We start from the raw sequence: 17925 nt of genomic DNA on the forward strand, positions 1-17925 counted from the left end.
TAGCCGCTGAGCACGAAGAACAGGTCGACGCCGAGGTAGCCGCCCTGGGCCCACCCGAAGTTGAGGTGGTAGGCGATGACGGCGAGCACGGCCACCGCCCTGAGGCCGTCCAGGGCGGGCACGTACGCCAGTGCTCCCGACTGATCTCCACGACGCGCGCCCATATCACCCGAACTCCGCCAGTTCACCCCCCGACCCATGAACTTCGCCCTCGAGACACCGAATGGTAGCTGGGCGCCGGGCGGCGCAACCGCGAGGGCCGGCAGCCCTGCTCAGCCGGCGCCGGGAACGACAGCGTCGAGGTAGAGCTCGGCGGTGCCCTCGCCGCCGCACTGGGCACAGCGCTCGACGTGTCGCCACGACCGGAGCAGCCGTGTCCCCGCTTCGTTGAGCGTCACCACGAACGCCTCCGAGTTGGGGTCGACGTCCAAGGCGAAATAGGGCTCCCACCGGCTCCGGGGCGGGGGCACCTCGAAGGCGTTGCTCCTCGGCACCCGACAGAAGAGCCGCTGGCCCTGGTCGAACAGCCACGTGCTGTTGCACGACTCGATCACCACGGTCCCGGGCCGGGACCAATGCTGGCGCCCTCGTGCCACCATGAGGTCCATCATCCCCCCTAACCGACCAGAGAGCGAGCGAAGCGCCGTTGCGGTTGGGTGACGATCCCGCGTCGGCGGCACCCCTGAGCGGGCCGTCGACCTGGGGGTATGGCCTGGCAGGGACGGCGCCGATGCGAGACCATCTCCGTGTGGCCAGCCGCCTTCTGCTCGTCGAGGACGACGAGCGCATACGAGCGTCGATGCGACTCGCCCTCGAGGACGAGGGCTACGAGATCGACGAGGCGGCGACCGGCGAGGACGGGCTCGAGACCTTCGCCCAGCGGCCGGCCGACGTCGTGCTCATCGACCTCATGCTGCCCGGCATCGATGGCCTCGAGTGCTGCCGGGCGCTCAGGCGCGTCAGCGCGGTGCCGGTGGTCGTGGTGACGGCCCGCTCCGACACCCACGACGTGGTCGCCGGTCTGGAAGCTGGTGCCGACGACTACGTGACCAAGCCGTTCGTCGCCAAGGAGCTGGCCGCTCGCATCCGTGCCCTCCTGCGCCGGGTGCGGGCCGGCGACGGTGGGTCGCCGGCCATGACGTTCGGCGACGTCGTGGTCGTCCCCGACGAGGGCGCCGTGCGACGCGGCGACGAGGAGATCCACCTGACGCGGACCGAGTTCCACCTCCTCTGCGAGCTGGCCGGGAGCCCGGGCAAGGTCTTCAGCCGGGAGCAGCTCCTCGAGCGGGTCTGGGGCTACGACTACTTCGGCGACGGGCGACTGGTCGATGTGCACATCCGGCGGCTGCGGACCAAGATCGAGCCTGACGCCGCCAACCCCCGTCACGTGGTGACCGTGCGAGGGCTCGGCTACAAGCTGGTGTCCTGACATGCCCCGGCGGCACCGGCGACTGGGGGTCCGGTCCAGGGTCACCGCCGCCTTCGCCCTCGGCGCCCTGGCCCTGTCGGTGGCGCTGTCCACCCTCACCTACTTCACCGCCCGCCAGTACTTCCTGCACGAGCGGCAGACCGCGGTGCTGCGCCAGGCGTACGTGAACGCCAATCTGGTGCGGGCGGCGCTGCGGTCGACCCAGCCGGACATCCCGCCCCTGCTGGCGTCCCTCGACACCGTCCCGGGCTCCCGCTCGGTCCTCTACGACCGCGGCCGGTGGTTCGCCACCTCGCTGACCGTCGGTCGGGACGCCATCCCCGCCCACCTCCGCAGCCAGGTCACCGGGGGCACGCCCGCGAGCCAGCGTTTCAGCCTCGCCGGTTCGCTGCAGATGGGAGTGGGCATCCCGATCCCTGTGGTCGGAGGGGCCTATTTCGAGGTGTTCTCGCTCCAGGAGCTCGATCACACCCTGCGGATCCTTGCCCTCACCCTCGCCGCCGGCTCGGTCGCCATCACCCTCGCCGGGATCGTGCTCGGCCGCTGGGCCAGCGGAAGAGCGCTGCGTCCGCTCGGCGACGTGGCCCACGCCGCCGTCGCCATCGCCGGTGGGCGGCTCGACACCCGCCTGGAGACCTTCGACGAGGCCGACCTGGCCACCCTGGCGTCCTCCTTCAACCGAATGGCCGACCGTCTCCAGGAGCGGATCGAGCGCGAGGCGCGCTTCACCTCGGACGTGAGCCACGAGCTGCGCTCGCCGCTGACGACCCTCTCGACGTCGATCGGCGTGCTGGAGGCCCGGCGCGAGGACCTTCCGGACCGCTCGCGACAGGCCGTGGACCTGTTGGCCGCGGAGCTGCGGCGCTTCCAGCACATGGTCACCGACCTGCTCGAGATCTCCCGCTTCGACACGGGGTCCGCGGAGCTGTCACTCGACGACGTCCGCGTCGACGAGCTGGTGCAGCACGCCGTGCAGGCCGGGGGGAACGGCGCCCTCCCGGTCGAGCTCGCACCCGACGTGGCCGGTCTGCAGGTCTCGGTCGACAAGCGGCGCATCGAGCGCGTGGTCGCCAACCTGGTCGACAACGCCAGCGTCTATGCCGGCGGTGTGACCAGGCTGGCCGTGGAGGCGAGCGACGACACGGTGCGCCTGATCGTCGAGGACGCGGGACCCGGCGTACCCGCAGAGGGCCGGGAGCGGATCTTCGAGCGCTTCTTCCGCGGCTCGGCCGCCGGTCGTCGGGGCGCGGGTGACGGCACCGGGCTCGGTCTGGCGCTCGTGGCCGAGCACGTCCGCCTCCACGGTGGGCGGGTCTGGGTCGACGATCGTCCGGGGGGCGGCTCGCGATTCGTGGTCGAGCTGCCCATCCGGGCCGCGCCGGCAGGGCCCGTGGCCGAGGCGGCCCCGGTATGAGGGCGGCGCCCCGAAGGTGGTGGGGCGACGCCGCTGGCGCCGCGGTGGCCTCGGTCGTGGCCGGCAGCCTGGTCGCCTGCGGGATACCGGCGGACTCGCAACCCCAGGCCATCGCCCGCAAGGACATCCCCTTCGACCTGCTGGCGCCCTCGACGACGATCGCCGGGCCCGGCGTGCCCGGTCCTCGGGTGCCGGTCAGCGTCTACCTCGTGGGGATCACCGGGCTGGTGCCGGTCAGCAGGGGCGTCCGGGCGCCGGCCACGCTTCCGGAGTCGCTGGGCGCCCTCCTCGCCGGGCCCACCGACACCGAGGTGGCCGACGGGCTGCGCACCGCCATCACGGCCCAGACCTCGGTGTCGGCCGGGCCAGTGGGCTTCGGGGTGGGCACCGTGGACCTCGGCGGCGCCTTCGGACAGGTGGGGGGCCAGGAGCAGATCCTGGCCGTGGCCCAGCTCGTGTTCACCGCCACCGGGGTGCCCGGCATCGCCAAGGTGCAGTTCACCCTGGCGGGCCGACCTGTCGAGGTGCCCGCCGGCGACGGGACCCTGACTCAGGGTCCGCTCGGGCGCTCCGACTTCCCGTCGCTCGGTCGCTGATCCCGCTCTCGTCCGTTCTGCCAGGGCAGGCGGGGCGCGTCGGCCCACAGCCGCTCGAGGTCGTAGTAACGGCGGGCCTCCTCGAGGAACACGTGCACCACCACGTCGCCGTAGTCGAGCAGGATCCAGCGGGCGTCGTCGAGGCCCTCCACCCGATGGGGACCCCCGGCGCCGGCCGCCTTGACCTGCTCCTCGACCTCGTCGGCGATGGTGCGCACCTGGCGAGGGTTGCCGCCACTGGTGATGACGAAGGCGTCGGTGACGGCCAGGAGCGGACCCATCTCGAGGATGACGGTCGACTCGCCCTTCTTGTCGGCTGCGGCCCGAGCGGCCACCACCGCCAACACCCGGGCCCGGTCGGCACCGCTACCGACCCCGCTCCCGAGTCCGCTCGGCATCTCGATCGTGCTCACCTACCGACCAGCGTACAGACCGCGCTGGCGGATGAGGCGGACCGCGGGTTCCGGAACGAGAAAGTCCAGCGGGCGTCCGTCCACGGCGCGGGCGCGCAGGTCGGTGCTGGAGATGTCGATGCCCGGGATCTCGACACTGACCACGTCCCAGCCCGACAGCGGCTTGCTCGGGCGGACGCCTGGGCGGTTGACGACGACCAGCGTCACCCGGTCGCGCACGGATTCCATCCGCTCCCAGCTGTCCAGGTCGTCGGCCACGTCGGCCCCGATGACGAGGAACAGCTCGGCCTCGGGATGAAGCCGGGCCAGCTCGTCCAGCGTGTCGGCGGTGTAGGAGAGCCCGCCCCGCTGGACCTCCAGGGGACTGGCCTCGATGCCATCGACGCTGGTCACGGCCGCCTCGACGACGGCGTAGCGGTCGCGGGCGGGCGTCACCGTGCGGCTGTGCTTCTGCCAGGGCTGGTTGGCCACCACGAGGAGCACCCGGTCGAGGTCGAGGGCGTGACGGGCGTTGACCGCGGCCACGAGGTGGCCGACGTGGACCGGATCGAAGGTCCCTCCGAAGACGCCGATCCGCTCCCTGGGCCGCTCCGTGGGCGTCGCCGGCAAGGTTACGTGCCGGCCAACCTGGCCACGACCGGGGCGAAGGCGTCGATGTCGCCGTCGTGGACCACCCAATAGCTGAAGCCGTACTCCTCGCGGCGACGCACGAGCGTCTCGCAGATCTCGTCCACGGTGCCGACCAGCGCGATCGGGACGTCGAGGATCTCCTCGGTGCTCAAGCCGAACGCCGGGGCCATGGACTCGAGCAGCTCGCGGCCGTTCGGCACCACCTGGACGGCGAACGACAGCATCTGCAGCTCCAGCTGGTCGAAGCGGCTCCCGGCCGCCTCCTTGACCCACGACACGCGCTCTCGGTAATGGGCAGCCGTCGCCGTGGCCGCCACTTCAGGACCGACATACCCAGCCGCCAGGCTGGGGTTGATCCCGACGATGTCGGCCTCCCTGGCGGCCAGGGCGAGCACGCGGGGGCTTCCCCCGCCAATGACGATGGGCGGGTGGGGCTTGGACCGAGGCGGGGGCGCCGCCGTGGCGTCGGCGATGTGATAGTGCTCCCCGGAGAAGCTCACCTTGCCTTCCGACCACACTCCCTTGATGATGGCGATGGCCTCGCTCAGCCGGTCCACGCGCCGCCCCGGGCGGTCGTACGGAAGGCCCGCCTCGTCATAGTCACTGCGCATCCAACCCGCCCCGATGCCGAACTCCGTTCGCCCCTCGCTCACCAGGTCGAGGGTGGCCATCTCCTTGGCCAGGAACAGCGGATGGCGGTAGTCGTTGCCGAACACCAGCGAGCCCACCCGGAGCCGCTCGGTGGCCTCGGCGGCGACGGTCAGGGCGACGAGCGGGCCCCACTGGTCACCGAGGTGGTCGGGCACGTACAGGGTCGAATAGCCCAGCTCCTCCACCCGACGGGCGAGGTCCCGCCAGGCCGGGCCGCTCGCCGCCCGGCTGGCCTGCACTCCGAAGCGAAAGGGTTGCACGCCTCGGGAGGCTAGTACCGGCAGGTCAACGCTTTGCCAACGGGCCCGTCCTCGGTCAGTCTGGGATGGTGACCCCCGCGCACTGGCACCCGCGGAGCTGGCGGGAGCGGTCTGCCGCCCAGCAGCCTCCGTGGCCCGACGAGACCGAGGTGGACGGCGTCCTCAAGCATCTCTCCACGCTGCCGCCGCTGGTGTTCGCGGGTGAGGCCCGGCGGCTCACCCAGGCCCTGGCCCAGGCGGCGCGGGGCGAGGCCTTCGTGCTCCAGGCCGGCGACTGCGCCGAGTCGTTCGCCGACCTCAGTGCCGACTCCATCCGGGACAAGCTGAAGGTCATCCTCCAGATGGCGGTCGTGCTGACGTACGGCTCCGGTGTGCCCGTCGTGAAGGTGGGCCGCATGGCCGGGCAGTTCGCCAAGCCCCGCTCGCTGCCCACCGAGCACGTGGGCGGGATGGAGCTGCCGGCATTCCGCGGCCATATCGTCAACGACGAGGCGCCGACCGCCGAAGCCAGGGCGGCCGATCCCGCTCGCATGGTCGCCGCCTACCACCAGTCGGCGACGACGCTCAATCTCCTGCGGGCTTTCACCAAGGGCGGCTTCGCCGACCTGTCCCAGGTCCACACCTGGAACCAGCAGTTCGTGGCGTCCAGCGCCCAGGGCCGTCGCTACGAGGCGGTGGCCGGCGAGATCGATCGGGCCCTGCGCTTCATGCGGGCCTGCGGCATCGATCTCGAGGCGGAGGCCACCCTCCACCAGGTCGAGTTCTGGACCTGCCACGAGGCGCTGCTGCTCGGCTACGAGGAGGCCCTTACCCGGGAGGACTCGCTGACCGGGGACTGGTACGACTGCTCGGCCCACATGCTGTGGGTGGGCGACCGCACGCGCCAGCCCGACGGCGCCCACGTCGAGCTGCTGTCGGGGCTCCACAATCCCGTCGGTGTCAAGATCGGCCCCACCGCGACCGTTGGCGACGTCCTCGAGGTGTGCGAGCGCCTCGACGCCGAGCGGCAGCCGGGCCGGCTCACCCTCATCACCCGTCTCGGTGCGGCCAACGTCGAGCAGGCTCTGCCCCCGCTGCTGCGGGCGGTCGCCGATGCCGGGCACCCCGTCGTCTGGGTCTGCGATCCCATGCACGGGAACACCTTCGTCAGCGACGGGGGCCGCAAGACCCGCCGGTTCGACGACGTCCTGGCCGAGATCCAGGGGTTCTTCGCCGCCCACCGGGCCCAGGGCACCTGGCCGGGCGGCGTCCACGTCGAGCTCACCGGCGACGACGTCACCGAGTGCCTGGGCGGCGCCGAGGAGGTCCTGGAGGACGACCTCGACCTGCGCTACACCACGACCTGCGATCCCCGCCTGAACGCGCGCCAGTCGCTAGATCTCGCCTACCGGGTGGCCGAGCTGTTGCGCTCCTGAGCCGCGGTCGGGCCAGACAATCGACGCCGCCGGGCAGGAAATCCCGACCCGGGAACTAAACTTTCCGTCCAGTGTCTCTGGCTCCTGCCTACGAGCTGTCCAACCTCGACGCCCTGGAGGCCGAGGCCGTCTTCATCTTCCGCGAGGTGGCGGCCGAGCTGGAGCGCCCGGTGCTGCTGTTCAGCGGGGGCAAGGACTCGATCGTGCTCCTGCGGCTGGCCGAGAAGGCCTTTCGGCCCGGTAGGTTCCCCTTCCCCGTCATGCACGTCGACACGGGGCACAACTTCGCCGAGGTCCTCGAGTTCCGCGACCGGCGCATGGCCGAGCTGGGCGAGCGCCTCCTGGTGGCGTCGGTGCAGGATTCCATCGACCAGGGACGGGTCGCCGAGGAGGAGGGTCCGAGGGCCTCGCGCAATCGGGCCCAGACGGTCACGCTCCTCGACGCCATCGCCGAGGCAGGATTCGACGCCTGCTTCGGGGGGGCCCGACGCGACGAGGAGAAGTCCCGGGCCAAGGAGCGTGTCTTCTCGGTCCGCGACGAGTTCGGGCAGTGGGATCCGAAGAACCAGCGCCCCGAGCTGTGGTCGCTCTACAACTCCCGCATTCGCCAGGGCGAGCACATCCGGGTGTTCCCGCTGTCCAACTGGACCGAGCTCGACGTCTGGCAGTACATCGAGCGCGAGCAGCTCGAGGTGCCCCCGATCTACTACGCCCATCGCCGGACGGTGTTCCCCCGCGACGGGATGCTCCTTGCGGTCGGCCCCTACGTCAAGCTCGGTCCCGGTGAGGAGCCCTTCGAGGCGATGGTCCGCTACCGGACCGTGGGCGACATGACCTGCACCGGCGCCGTGGAATCCACCGCCGCCACGGTGCCGGACATCCTCGCCGAGGTGGCCGCCACCCGGCTGACCGAGCGGGGTGCCACCAGGGCCGACGACCGCGTCTCGGAGGCGGCCATGGAGGATCGCAAGCGCGAGGGGTACTTCTGACATGCGCGCCGATCTCCTGCGCCTGACCACGGCGGGGTCGGTGGACGACGGCAAGAGCACCCTGATCGGACGCCTGCTGTACGACGCCAAGTCGCTGTTCGAGGACCAGATCGAGGCCGTCGAGCGGACCAGCACCCAATGGGGCTTCGACTACGTCAACCTGGCCCTGCTCACCGACGGACTGCGCGCCGAGCGGGAGCAGGGCATCACGATCGACGTCGCCTACCGCTATTTCGCCACACCCAGGCGCAAGTTCATCATCGCCGACACTCCGGGACATGTGCAGTACACCCGCAACATGGTGACGGGTGCCTCCACGGCCGACCTGGCGCTCATCCTGGTGGACGCCCGCAAGGGCCTCACCGAGCAGAGCCGCCGCCACGCCGTCGTGGCCAACCTTCTGCGTATCCCGCACATGGTCGTGTGCATCAACAAGATGGACCTGGTCGACTGGGACCAGGCGGCATTCGAGGCCATCAAGGACGACTTCCGCCGCTTCGCCAGCCGCTTCGACGTCACCGACATCGTGTTCATCCCGGCCTGTGCCCTCCACGGCGACAACGTCGTTGAGCGGTCGGCCAACATGGGCTGGTACCAGGGGACGCCGCTGCTCCACCACCTGGAAGAGGTGCACATCGCCTCGGACCGCAACCTGGTCGACGTGAGGTTCCCCGTGCAGTACGTCATCCGGCCCCACAACGACGCCCACCACGACTACCGCGGCTACTCCGGCCAGCTGGCCGCCGGGGTCCTGCGCCCTGGGGACGAGGTCGTGGTCCAGCCGTCGGGTCTCACCACGAGGGTCGCGGCCATCGACACCTACGACGGGCCCGTCGACGAGGCGTACCCACCGATGTCGGTCACTGTTCGGCTCGAGGACGACATCGACATCTCGCGGGGCGACATGCTGTGCCGTCCCCACAACCAGCCCACGGTCGGCCAGGACATCGAGGCCATGGTGTGCTGGCTGACCGATCGCCCTCTCCAGCCCAACGGACGCTACGCGCTCAAGCACACGACCCGCACCGCTCGGGCCGTGGTGAAGGACCTCCGGTACCGGCTCGACATCAACACCCTGCATCGCGACGAGGAGTGCACGGGCTTGGGGCTCAACGAGATGGGCCGGCTCCACCTGCGGGTGACGGCGCCGCTGATGTTCGACGACTACCGGCGCGACCGGGCCACCGGCAGCTTCATCCTGGTCGACGAGACCACCAACGTCACCGCAGGGGCGGGGATGATCCTCGGTCCCGCCTGAGCCGTCTCACGGCCGGCCGCCGGGATCGGGCCGTCGCTCAGCCGAGCGCGGCGACCGTCGCCAGGTGGGCGCTGTCGTTGTAGCGCAGCAGCCGCCAGTTCCCGTCCACACGCTCCCACTCCGTGATCGAGGTGTTGCGGGTGCGGAGGTCAAGGCGGGTGCCGTCGTGGGCCAGCCCGAGGAAGGCCACCAGCGAGGCGTTGACGACCCCCCCGTGGCACGCCACGACGACGGTCTCTCCCTCGTGGCGGTCCGCCAGCGCCCGCAGGGCCCTGTCGACGCGCCGGAGGAGCTCCGTCCAGCTCTCGCCCCCCGGCGACAGGGGACGGTCGGGGTGGGCCGTGAAGTCGACGGGCGGGTAGAGACGGGCGAACTCCTCCCACGCCATCCCGTCGCATTCCCCCGGGTGCATCTCGCACAGGGCGCAGTCGGTCGTGAGCTCGAGGTCGCCGAGCGCCGGAGCGATGATCTCGGCCGTCTGGATGGCCCTGGGCAGCACGCTGGCGTAGAGGGCGTCGGCCTCGCGCATCTCACCGGTCGCCTCCCAGCGGGCGCGCAGGGCCTCGGCCTGGGCCATGCCCAGAGGGGACAGGCCCGTGCAGCCGCGGTGGCCCCCGACGATGCCCTGCACATTGCAGTTGGCTTCGCCGTGGCGAACGAGCACCAGACGGGTCGACCGTTCGAGAGCCGTCAATCGAGCTCCTCGACGAAATGCTCGAGCTGGCGCAGGTTCCGACACTCGAAGGTGCCGTCGCAGTGGGCGGCATACTCGGAAAGGATCGAGTCGCCCGTGTCCCAGTAGGAGCGGGGCTCTGGATCGAGCCAGTAGACGTGTCGGGCCCGCCGGCGAATCTCTTTCAGCACCCACGACTGGGATGCGTGATAGTTGTTGCGGGCGTCGCCCAGCAGGATCACGCTGGTCTTGGGGGAGACCTCCCGGCCCCACCGCTCCCAGAACGTCTCGAAGGCGTGCCCGTAGTCGGAGTGGCCGTCGACCCAGACCACGTCGGCCTCGGTGTTCACCCGATGGACCGCCTCGGTGATGTCCTCGGCCCCCTCGAAGAAGCGCGTCACCTCGTCGATCCCGTCGATGAACACGAAGCTGCGGACGCGCGAGAACTGCGAACTGATGGCGTGGGTGAGCTGCAGGGTGAAGCGGGCGAAGGCGGCGACCGACCCTGAGATGTCGGCGATCACGAAGATCTCGGGCTTCGCCGGTCGCGGATAGCGGAACTTGGGCTCGGCCGGCACCCCCCCGTAGGACAGCGAGTGGCGCATGGTATTGCGGAAATCGAGCGGCCCCTTGCGGCCGTGGCGCCGCTTGCGGGCCAGGCGCACAGCCAGCTTTCTCGTGAGCGGGTGGATGGCGCGGCGAAGGGCCATCATCTCGTCGCGCGACGCATGCATGAAGTCGACGTCCTCAGGCAGCGGCTTGCGCAGGGTCTTCGCCACCGCCTGGGCCCCTCGGTCGGCAACCAGCCGGCGACGGATCTCGGCCTCGACCTCCTTGCGGAGGCGATCGATGCGTGACTCGTACTCGTCCTTGGCCAGCCTCTCCTCCAGCGGCGTCAGCCCGCCCGAGGCCTCCTGGGCTCCCTCCATCAGGCGGGCCAGGACGGCATCGAGGTCGAGCTTTCGTAGCGTTCGGTAGAGGTAGTAGGTCCCGCCCACCGGCCGCCCCGGCTCCATGCCCGAGAACCGCGTGACAGCCTGACGCGCCACCGCGGACAGCACGGCGTCATCGGCGTCCATGAGGGCCCGGTAGAGCAGCTCGGCCATCTGCTCGGGGCTCAGGGCGTCCATCGCCCCACCGCGTGCCGGCGGTCGATCGTCTCCCGGGGCGCGACGCCCGTCGCCGTTGCCGTCACCGTCCTCGGGTTGGATGTCGTACTGCGGACCCCGGAGCGAGAAGTACACCTCGAAGACGGTCTCGAACGCCTTCCAGTGCGCGTTGCTCTTCACGAGGGTCGCACCGAGGGCGTACTTGAAGGCCTCGCGGTCCTCCAGCGGGATGTGACGCACCGCCTCGGTGGCGTCCAGGTTCTCGGTCAGCGAGACCGGCAGCCCGGCCGCCCGCAGCTCGGAGATGAACCCGGCGAGGAGATCGAGCACGTCGCCGGTCAGGCGCCCTCGGCGACCGAGAGCTCCTTGGCCGCCTTCTCGATGTCGGTGCGGTACTTGAGGAGGATGTGGAGCGTGTCCCGGGCCTGCTCGGCGCCGATCGAGTCGGCCCCGAGGAGCACCAGAGTCCTGGCCCAGTCCAGCGTCTCGGACACCGACGGGTGCTTCTTGAGCTCGAGGCTGCGCAGCGAGCGCACGATGCGCACGATCTGATCGGCCAGGTGGTCGGAGATCTCCGGCACCCGGGTCATCACTATGGCCTTCTCCCGCTCGAGCTCGGGGTAGTCGATGTGCAAGTACAGGCACCGCCGCTTGAGTGCCTCGGAGAGCTCTCGCGTGTTGTTCGACGTGAGGAAGACCAGGGGATGCTGGGTGGCGGCCACCGTGCCCAGCTCGGGGATCGAGACCTGGTAGTCGGACAGCACTTCGAGCAACAGGGCCTCGGTCTCCACCTCGACCCGGTCGACCTCGTCGACCAGCAGCACGACCGGGTCGGTGGCCCGGATGGCCTCGAGCAGGGGCCTGGTGAGGAGGAAGTCCTCGCTGAAGATGTCCTCCTCCAGGTCGCTCCACGACCCACTGGACGCCGCCGCCGGCTCGGCCCCGTCCGACTCCACCACCCGCTGGGCCTGGATGCGCAGGAGCTGCTTCTTGTAGTTCCACTCGTAGAGGGCCTTGGACTCGTCCAGGCCCTCGTAGCACTGCAGACGGATGAGCCGGCTTCCCGTCATGGCCGCGACGCTCTTGGCCAGCTCGGTCTTGCCCACGCCGGCGGGGCCCTCGACGAGGACAGGCTTGCCCAGCCGGTCGGCGAGGTACACGACTCCGGCGATGCCCTCGTCGGCCAGGTACGAGACGCCGGCAAGCCCCTCGCGCACAGCGGGCACCGACTCGAAACGCGGCCCCAACGATGTCACGTTCGTACCTGCCCTTCTCCTTGGATCACGTACTTGATGGTGGTCAGCTCGCGGAGACCCATCGGTCCGCGCGCATGGAGCTTCTGGGTGCTGATCCCGATCTCGGCCCCGAGGCCCAGCTCGCCGCCATCGACGAATCGGGTCGAGGCGTTCACCAGGACGGCGGCCGCGTCCACCTCTCGCGTGAAGCGGGTCGCCGCCCCCAGGTCGTCGGTGACGATCGCCTCCGAGTGACCCGAGCCGTAGCGGCGGATGTGGTCGATGGCGCCGTCGAGCGAGTCGACCACCGCCACGCTCAGCTTGAGGTCGAGGAACTCGGCGCCGTAGTCGGCATCGGAGGCTGGGCCCACGCCGGGCAGGATCCTGGCGGTCCGCTCGTCGCCCACCAGCTCAACTCCTTCGAGGGCGTCCTGGGCTCGCGGCAGGAACGACTCGGCCACGTCCTCGTGCACGAGCAGTGACTCGGCCGCGTTGCAGACGCTCGGCCGCTGGGTCTTGGCGTTGACCACTATGGCCAGGGCCGTCTCGAGGTCGGCGCCGGCATCCACGTAGACGTGGCAGTTGCCGTCGCCGTCGATGATGTAGGGCACGGTGGCGTGCTCGAGCACCGACGCCACCAGGGAGCGACCGCCACGGGGGACCAGGCAGTCGATCATGCCCCGCAGCTGCATGAACTCCCGCGCCGACTCCCTGCTCGTGTCCTCGACCAGCACCACGGCGTCCGGCGGGAGCCCGGCTTTGGCGACCCCCTCCCTGAGGAGACCGGCGATGGCCTGATTGGACCGGACCGCGGCCGACGAGCCCCGCAGGAAGGCGGCGTTCCCGGACTTGAGGCACAGTCCGGCTGCGTCGCTGGTGACGTTGGGCCGGTTCTCGTAGATGATGCCGACGACCCCGAGCGGGACCCGGACCCGGCTGACTCGCAGGCCGTTGGGCCGGACCCAGCCGTCGACGACCTCGCCCACGGGATCGGGTAGCGCGGCCACCTGGCGCAGTCCGTCGGCCATGCCCTCGACCCTCGCCGGGGTGAGACGGAGCCGGTCGACCACGGTCGGGGAGGTGTCCGACCGCTCCGCCCGGGCCACGTCCTCGGCGTTGGCCGCCATGAGGTCGTCCCCGCCGCGGACGATGAGATCGGCGGCGGCCGTCAGCGCTGCGTCCTTGGCCCCGGTGCTGGCCCTGGCCAGCTGCTGCGACGCGCCGGCGGCACGACGGCCCAGGTCAGCCAGCGCAGGAGTCGACGGGGTGGGCGCCACGGCCACCAGCCTAACCTGACGGTCGCCTCCTCTTGACCGCTCGGTCTAGGTGCTGGGAGCCCTCGGGGTCGTGTCGTCGGGTTTGGGGCGATTGCCGGGGCGAAGGGGCGGGGCGCGTGTCCATACTTGGGCGTGACGACGCCCGCCGTCAGGAAAGCACACCGCACCGACGTGGCGGCTCTGGCCGGCGCCCTGGCCCGCGCCTTCGACGACGATCCGGTCATGGCGTGGCTCTTCCCGGACCCGGCCAGGCGGAAGCGCACCCTGCCCCGGTTCTTCTCCGCCCACCTGACCAAGATCGTGCTGCCCCACGGCGAGGTGTACACGACCGGCGACGTGGCTGGAGGGGCCCTCTGGGAGCCGCCCGGCAAGTGGCGCCTCGGGGTGCGGGGACAGCTGCGGATGCTGCCCAACTTCATCCGCCTGTTCGGTCGGCGCCTCGGTCTCGCCTCACGGGGCCTCAACCTGGTCGAAGCCAGCCACCCACAGGAGCTGCACTGGTACCTGGCCGTGCTCGGCACCGAACCCACCCGCCAGGGCCACGGGATCGGCTCCACCTTGATGGCACCGATCCTCGAGCTTTGCGACCGTGAGGGGATGCCCGCCTACCTGGAGTCGTCCAAGGAGGCCAATATCGCCTTCTACGGCCGTCACGGCTTCGAGGTCACCGGGGAGGTTCGCCTGCCAGGCGGGCCGCTGGTGTGGCCCATGTGGCGGCCCGCCTCCTGACGGGGGCCAACGCCTCCTGCCGCCGGCGACAGAGCCATGGAACCAGCACCGAGGGCGTAGCATCGCGTCCATGGCCAATCTGATCACCCGGTGGTGGCGGTACTTCAGCGCCTCCGCGAACAGCAGGTTCAACGAGAGGGCCGATCCCAAGATCCAGCTCGAGCAGGCCATCGGCGAGGCCCAGCAGCAGCACCGCCGGCTGACCGAGCAGGCGGCCAACGTCATCGCCAACCAGAAGCAGACCGAGATGCGGCTCAACCGTTCGATGGAGGACCTCAGCAAGGTCAACAACTCGGCTCGTCAGGCGGTGCTGATGGCCGACGACGCCACCAAGAAGGGCGACGCCGCCAGGGCGACCGAGCTCACGCAGGCGGCCCAGGCCTTCGCCAACCGGCTCATCGCCACCGAGCGGGAGGTCGACTCCCTGAAGATCCTCCACCTGCAGTCGGCCCAGGCGGCCGAGCAGGCCAAGCAGGCCGTGGTGCAGAACTCGGCGGCGCTGCAGACCAAGCTCACCGAGCGCCAGAAGCTCCTGTCACAGCTCGATCAGGCCAAGATGCAGGAACAGATGAACCGGGCGATGACCTCGCTGTCGGCATCGGTGGGCCAGGACGTCCCGACCCTCGACGAGGTCCGGGACAAGATCGAGGCCCGGTACGCCAAGGCACTGGGCACGTCCGAGCTTGGCTCCCAGTCAGTGGAAGGCCGCATGCTCGAGGTCGAGCAGGCCCAGATCAACACCGAGGCCGAGACCCGCCTGGACCAGATCCGTGAGCAGCTCGGCTTGGCCGCGCCCAGTCCGCCGGCCGGCCTCGGCAGCGGGAGCAGTGGGGCGCTGGGGACCGGGGCCGCGGCGGAGCAGACCAATGACGCCGGTGCCGACGCGCCGGAGCAGAAGCCGGAGACGCCGACGCCGGCCAATCCGCCGGGCGAGAGCTCCAAGTAGGGGCGGTCTCGAGCCGCTGACGCCGCCAACCCGTCCGACGCTCGGTGGAGCTGCCCGGGATGACGGCGGGGCTACCGGCGTGACGGTTCAGGCCAACAACACGAGGTCGTCGCGATGCACGACCTCGTGGGGCAGGTCATCGGGCAGCTCGTCGGTTCGCCTTCCCCGCCACTGGCTCAGGCGGCGGCTCGGCATCCGGGCCAGTCCCTTGGCGAAGACCTCTCCGGTGGCGGTGGCGACCTCCACTGCGTCGTCGGCCTCGAAGGCTCCTTTGACCGCCACGACGCCGGCCGGAAGCAGCGAGGTGCCCCGCTCGGTGAGGGCGCGCCGAGCCCCCTCGTCGACCACCACGGTGCCGGCGGCGTCCACGGCGAAGGCGATCCACAGCTTGCGGGCGGGGAGCCGACGATCCCGAGCCCGGACGGCGGTCCCCACGCCCGGCCGGCCGGCCACCGCGTCCGCGAGCACGCCCGGCCGCTCGGCTGCAGCGATGACCACCCGTATGCCGGACCACACGGCGATCTTGGCCGCCGCCAGCTTCGAGGCCATGCCGCCGCTGCCCCGCTCGCTACCCGCTCCGCCGGCCATGCGCTCGAGCTCCCGGTCCACCTCGACCACCTCCTGGATCAGAGAAGCTTCGTGGTCGAGGCGAGGATCGGCGGTGAGCAGGCCGGGGGCGTCGGTGAGCAGGACGAGGACATCGGCGCGCACGAGGTGGGCGGTGAGCGCGGCGAGGCGATCGTTGTCGCCGAAGCGGATCTCGTCGTCAGCGATGGCGTCGTTCTCGTTCACCACGGGGACGACGCCGAGCTCGAGCAGGCGAGTGAGCGTCTGGCGGGCGTGGAGGTACTGCTGGCGGTGCACGAAATCCAGGGGCGCCAGCAGCACCTGGCCGCCCACCAGGCCGTGGGTTGCCAGCAGATCGTCGTAGACCCTCATCAGGCGGCTCTGACCCACGGCGGAGATCGCCTGCAGCGTGGCAAGATCGGTAGCCCGGGCTCCTGACCGGCGGACGTCCCGCATCCCCAATGCCGGCCGGCCGGCGGCGATGGCGCCGGAGCTGACCACGACGACCTGGTGGCCGGCCGCACGGACGGCGGCTACCTCGGCACACAGCTTGGTGACAGCGTCCCCGTCGACCCGGCCAGTCGTGTCGGTCACCGACGACGATCCGATCTTGACCACCACGATCACGGCCCCGACGCCCTCAGCGATCGGGCTCGTAGGTGAACGTGAAGCCGCCCACGTGCACCAGGTCACCTTCGCGGGCGCCGGCGCGGGCCAGCGCCCGGTCGACCCCCAGGCGGTGCAGACGATGCTGGACGTAGTCGAGGGCCTGGACGTCGGTGAGGTCGCTCACGGCCACCGCCCGCTCGGCGGGGCGGCCCCTCACGACGAAGCCTCCGTCATCGGAGCGCTCGACGTCGACGCCTTCGGGCTCGGGACGGTGGACGACGACGGTATGGAGCGGCGCGTACGCAGCCCGGGCTTCGCTCACCAGGCCCGCCAACCGGCCGAGAAAGGGTCCAAGGCCGGCCCCGGTCACCGCCGAGATGCGCGCCTGCGGTTGCTGGCCCAGGCTGGGCTGTCCATCGGCGGATGCGTGTCCGTCGTCGGGGCTCAGCAGATCGGCCTTGGAGCCCACGATCAGACGCGGGCGCTCGAGCAGCTCGGGCCGATAGCGGCCGAGCTCCTCGAGCAGGATCCGCTCCTGCACCTCCGCCGGCGCGCCGTCCATGGGCGCCAGGTCGATCAGCACCACCAGGACCCGTGCCCGCTCGACATGGCGGAGGAAGCGATGGCCGAGACCTCGGCCCGCGCTCGCTCCCTCCACGAGGCCGGGGATGTCGGCGACGACCAGGTCGGTCGGGTCGGTCGAGGAGCCCGTCCGCACCACACCGAGGTGCGGCTCGAGGGTCGTGAAGGGGTAGTCGGCGATCTTGGGGCGGGCGGCTGAGATGCGCGAGATGAGCGTGCTCTTGCCGGCGTTCGGGAAACCGACGAGGGCGACGTCGGCCATGAGCTTCAGCTCGAGATCGAGCCAGCGCTCCTCGCCGATCTCGCCCTGCTCGGCGAACGAAGGAGCTCGCCGTCGGTTGGACAGGAAGCGGGCGTTGCCGCGCCCGCCCCGTCCCCCCCGAGCCGCCAGCCACCGCTCTCCCGCGGTCGCCAGGTCGGCCACGGTGTCGCCGGCGAGCGTACGCACGACCGTGCCCTCCGGGACTCCGACCGTGACATCCGCCCCGGTGCGCCCGTGCCGCTTCTTGCCGCCGCCGTGCGTGCCGTCGGGGGCGCGACGATGAGGGTGGTCCCGGAAGGCCAGCAGCGATGCCACGTCGCTGGTCGCAGCCAGCCACACGTTTCCCCCGCCGCCGCCGCTCCCACCATCTGGGCCGCCTTTGCTCACGTGGGCCTCGCGCCGGAACGAGACGGCGCCGGCTCCCCCGTTACCACCCTTGACGTGGAGCTGGGCCTCGTCGACGAACCCGGACATGCCTCCGAGACTACCGGCGAGCCCTGAACGGGCCCCGGCAGAGCGCGGGGGCCGTCTAGGCCTGGTCGGGCAGGATGTCCACCAGCCTGCGGCCCTTGCGGGTTCCGAACTTCACGGTCCCTCGGGCGGTGGCGAACAGGGTGTCGTCGTCACCCCGCCCGACGTTGAGACCCGGGTGGAACCGAGTGCCCCGCTGGCGGACGATGATCGACCCCGCCTTCACCGACGTCCCGTCGAAGCACTTCACGCCGAGCCGCTGGGCCGCGGAGTCCCGCCCGTTCCTGGTCGAGCCTCCGCCCTTGGTCTTGGACATCCTCTGCTCCTAGGCCCGGCGCCTGGCGGTCGCGCCGGACGGCCCGCTGATGCCGGTGATCTCGATGGTGGTATAGCGCTGGCGGTGGCCCCAG

The 17925-nt window shown here is 70.9% G+C and carries 19 protein-coding genes; 8 read left to right on the forward strand and 11 right to left on the reverse strand.

Annotation, left to right across the window (positions count from 1 at the left end):
- Window positions 1-272 precede the first annotated feature (272 nt).
- On the reverse strand, window positions 273-599 hold the full coding sequence (locus VH112_13850) for a hypothetical protein (protein HEX4541319.1): 327 nt from the start codon (window positions 597-599) through the stop codon (window positions 273-275).
- 131 nt (window positions 600-730) lie between these two features.
- Between VH112_13850 and VH112_13855 the strand changes: the two genes are divergently transcribed.
- From VH112_13855 to VH112_13865, 3 genes are read left to right on the forward strand one after another with little or no spacing between them, the layout of a single operon-like run.
- Window positions 731-1429 (forward strand): response regulator transcription factor, encoded by a 699-nt coding sequence (locus VH112_13855; GenBank protein HEX4541320.1) that lies wholly within the window; start codon window positions 731-733, stop codon window positions 1427-1429.
- A gap of 1 nt (window position 1430) precedes the next feature.
- Window positions 1431-2843 (forward strand): HAMP domain-containing sensor histidine kinase, encoded by a 1413-nt coding sequence (locus VH112_13860; protein ID HEX4541321.1) that lies wholly within the window; start codon window positions 1431-1433, stop codon window positions 2841-2843.
- The gene (locus VH112_13865; GenBank protein ID HEX4541322.1) at window positions 2840-3439 is read left to right on the forward strand and encodes a GerMN domain-containing protein; all 600 of its coding nucleotides are present in this window, start codon (window positions 2840-2842) and stop codon (window positions 3437-3439) included. The genes VH112_13860 and VH112_13865 overlap by 4 nt, the downstream gene beginning before the upstream one ends.
- Here VH112_13865 and rsfS read toward each other — a convergent pair.
- Genes rsfS through VH112_13880 form a run of 3 tightly spaced genes read right to left on the reverse strand, consistent with a single transcriptional unit; the run spans window position 3394 to window position 5393 of the window.
- Window positions 3394-3852, reverse strand: coding sequence for a ribosome silencing factor (gene rsfS / locus VH112_13870; protein ID HEX4541323.1), 459 nt, complete (start codon window positions 3850-3852; stop codon window positions 3394-3396). The genes VH112_13865 and rsfS overlap by 46 nt on opposite strands.
- Window positions 3853-4461 carry a nicotinate-nucleotide adenylyltransferase gene (gene nadD, locus VH112_13875; protein HEX4541324.1) on the reverse strand — a complete coding sequence of 203 codons (609 nt, stop codon included), beginning with the start codon at window positions 4459-4461 and terminating at the stop codon, window positions 3853-3855.
- A gap of 2 nt (window positions 4462-4463) precedes the next feature.
- The gene (locus VH112_13880) at window positions 4464-5393 is read right to left on the reverse strand and encodes a TIGR03621 family F420-dependent LLM class oxidoreductase (protein ID HEX4541325.1); all 930 of its coding nucleotides are present in this window, start codon (window positions 5391-5393) and stop codon (window positions 4464-4466) included.
- A gap of 65 nt (window positions 5394-5458) precedes the next feature.
- On the opposite strand from VH112_13880, the gene VH112_13885 reads away from it, so the two are divergent.
- The 3 genes from VH112_13885 to VH112_13895 all read left to right on the forward strand — a co-directional run bounded on the left by VH112_13885 (window position 5459) and on the right by VH112_13895 (window position 9055).
- Window positions 5459-6808 carry a 3-deoxy-7-phosphoheptulonate synthase class II gene (locus VH112_13885; GenBank protein ID HEX4541326.1) on the forward strand — a complete coding sequence of 450 codons (1350 nt, stop codon included), beginning with the start codon at window positions 5459-5461 and terminating at the stop codon, window positions 6806-6808.
- A gap of 71 nt (window positions 6809-6879) precedes the next feature.
- On the forward strand, window positions 6880-7797 hold the full coding sequence (cysD, locus tag VH112_13890; GenBank protein ID HEX4541327.1) for a sulfate adenylyltransferase subunit CysD: 918 nt from the start codon (window positions 6880-6882) through the stop codon (window positions 7795-7797).
- Window position 7798: 1 nt separating this feature from the next.
- A complete protein-coding gene (locus VH112_13895; GenBank protein ID HEX4541328.1) occupies window positions 7799-9055 on the forward strand; it encodes a GTP-binding protein in 1257 nt (418 codons plus the stop codon).
- Between the two features lie 37 nt (window positions 9056-9092).
- Here VH112_13895 and VH112_13900 read toward each other — a convergent pair whose 3' ends face one another.
- Genes VH112_13900 through VH112_13915 form a run of 4 tightly spaced genes read right to left on the reverse strand, consistent with a single transcriptional unit; the run spans window position 9093 to window position 13349 of the window.
- Window positions 9093-9749: a histidine phosphatase family protein gene (locus tag VH112_13900; GenBank protein ID HEX4541329.1), complete on the reverse strand. Its 657-nt coding sequence runs from the start codon at window positions 9747-9749 to the stop codon at window positions 9093-9095.
- On the reverse strand, window positions 9746-11167 hold the full coding sequence (locus VH112_13905) for a VWA domain-containing protein (protein HEX4541330.1): 1422 nt from the start codon (window positions 11165-11167) through the stop codon (window positions 9746-9748). Before VH112_13905 ends, VH112_13900 begins: the two co-directional genes overlap by 4 nt.
- Before the next feature lie 8 nt (window positions 11168-11175).
- Window positions 11176-12084 (reverse strand): MoxR family ATPase, encoded by a 909-nt coding sequence (locus tag VH112_13910; protein ID HEX4541331.1) that lies wholly within the window; start codon window positions 12082-12084, stop codon window positions 11176-11178.
- Window positions 12085-12089: 5 nt separating this feature from the next.
- Window positions 12090-13349 carry a glutamate-5-semialdehyde dehydrogenase gene (locus VH112_13915; GenBank protein HEX4541332.1) on the reverse strand — a complete coding sequence of 420 codons (1260 nt, stop codon included), beginning with the start codon at window positions 13347-13349 and terminating at the stop codon, window positions 12090-12092.
- A 132-nt stretch (window positions 13350-13481) separates the two neighbouring features.
- Between VH112_13915 and VH112_13920 the strand changes: the two genes are divergently transcribed.
- The gene (locus VH112_13920; protein ID HEX4541333.1) at window positions 13482-14078 is read left to right on the forward strand and encodes a GNAT family N-acetyltransferase; all 597 of its coding nucleotides are present in this window, start codon (window positions 13482-13484) and stop codon (window positions 14076-14078) included.
- A 70-nt stretch (window positions 14079-14148) separates the two neighbouring features.
- Window positions 14149-15024, forward strand: coding sequence for a PspA/IM30 family protein (locus tag VH112_13925; protein HEX4541334.1), 876 nt, complete (start codon window positions 14149-14151; stop codon window positions 15022-15024).
- A gap of 87 nt (window positions 15025-15111) precedes the next feature.
- Here VH112_13925 and proB read toward each other — a convergent pair whose 3' ends face one another.
- From proB to rpmA, 3 genes are read right to left on the reverse strand one after another with little or no spacing between them, the layout of a single operon-like run.
- Window positions 15112-16218: a glutamate 5-kinase gene (gene proB, locus VH112_13930; protein HEX4541335.1), complete on the reverse strand. Its 1107-nt coding sequence runs from the start codon at window positions 16216-16218 to the stop codon at window positions 15112-15114.
- Between the two features lie 13 nt (window positions 16219-16231).
- Window positions 16232-17518 carry a GTPase ObgE gene (gene obgE / locus VH112_13935; GenBank protein HEX4541336.1) on the reverse strand — a complete coding sequence of 429 codons (1287 nt, stop codon included), beginning with the start codon at window positions 17516-17518 and terminating at the stop codon, window positions 16232-16234.
- 55 nt (window positions 17519-17573) lie between these two features.
- Window positions 17574-17831, reverse strand: a complete 258-nt coding sequence (gene rpmA, locus VH112_13940) for a 50S ribosomal protein L27 (GenBank protein ID HEX4541337.1) — start codon at window positions 17829-17831, stop codon at window positions 17574-17576.
- Window positions 17832-17925: the final 94 nt, after the last annotated feature.

This window comes from Acidimicrobiales bacterium, assembly GCA_036270875.1.
Taxonomy (GTDB): Bacteria; Actinomycetota; Acidimicrobiia; order Acidimicrobiales; family AC-9; genus AC-9.

Bases quoted from the DNA above. Each gene is read 5' to 3' on its own strand.
- VH112_13850 (HEX4541319.1), bottom strand. From the start codon at position 599: ATGGTGGCACGAGGGCGCCAGCATTGGTCCCGGCCCGGGACCGTGGTG.
- VH112_13855 (HEX4541320.1), top strand. From the start codon at position 731: ATGCGAGACCATCTCCGTGTGGCCAGCCGCCTTCTGCTCGTCGAGGAC.
- VH112_13860 (HEX4541321.1), top strand. From the start codon at position 1,431: ATGCCCCGGCGGCACCGGCGACTGGGGGTCCGGTCCAGGGTCACCGCC.
- VH112_13865 (HEX4541322.1), top strand. From the start codon at position 2,840: ATGAGGGCGGCGCCCCGAAGGTGGTGGGGCGACGCCGCTGGCGCCGCG.
- VH112_13885 (HEX4541326.1), top strand. From the start codon at position 5,459: ATGGTGACCCCCGCGCACTGGCACCCGCGGAGCTGGCGGGAGCGGTCT.
- VH112_13895 (HEX4541328.1), top strand. From the start codon at position 7,799: ATGCGCGCCGATCTCCTGCGCCTGACCACGGCGGGGTCGGTGGACGAC.
- VH112_13925 (HEX4541334.1), top strand. From the start codon at position 14,149: ATGGCCAATCTGATCACCCGGTGGTGGCGGTACTTCAGCGCCTCCGCG.
- obgE (HEX4541336.1), bottom strand. From the start codon at position 17,518: ATGTCCGGGTTCGTCGACGAGGCCCAGCTCCACGTCAAGGGTGGTAAC.
- rpmA (HEX4541337.1), bottom strand. From the start codon at position 17,831: ATGTCCAAGACCAAGGGCGGAGGCTCGACCAGGAACGGGCGGGACTCC.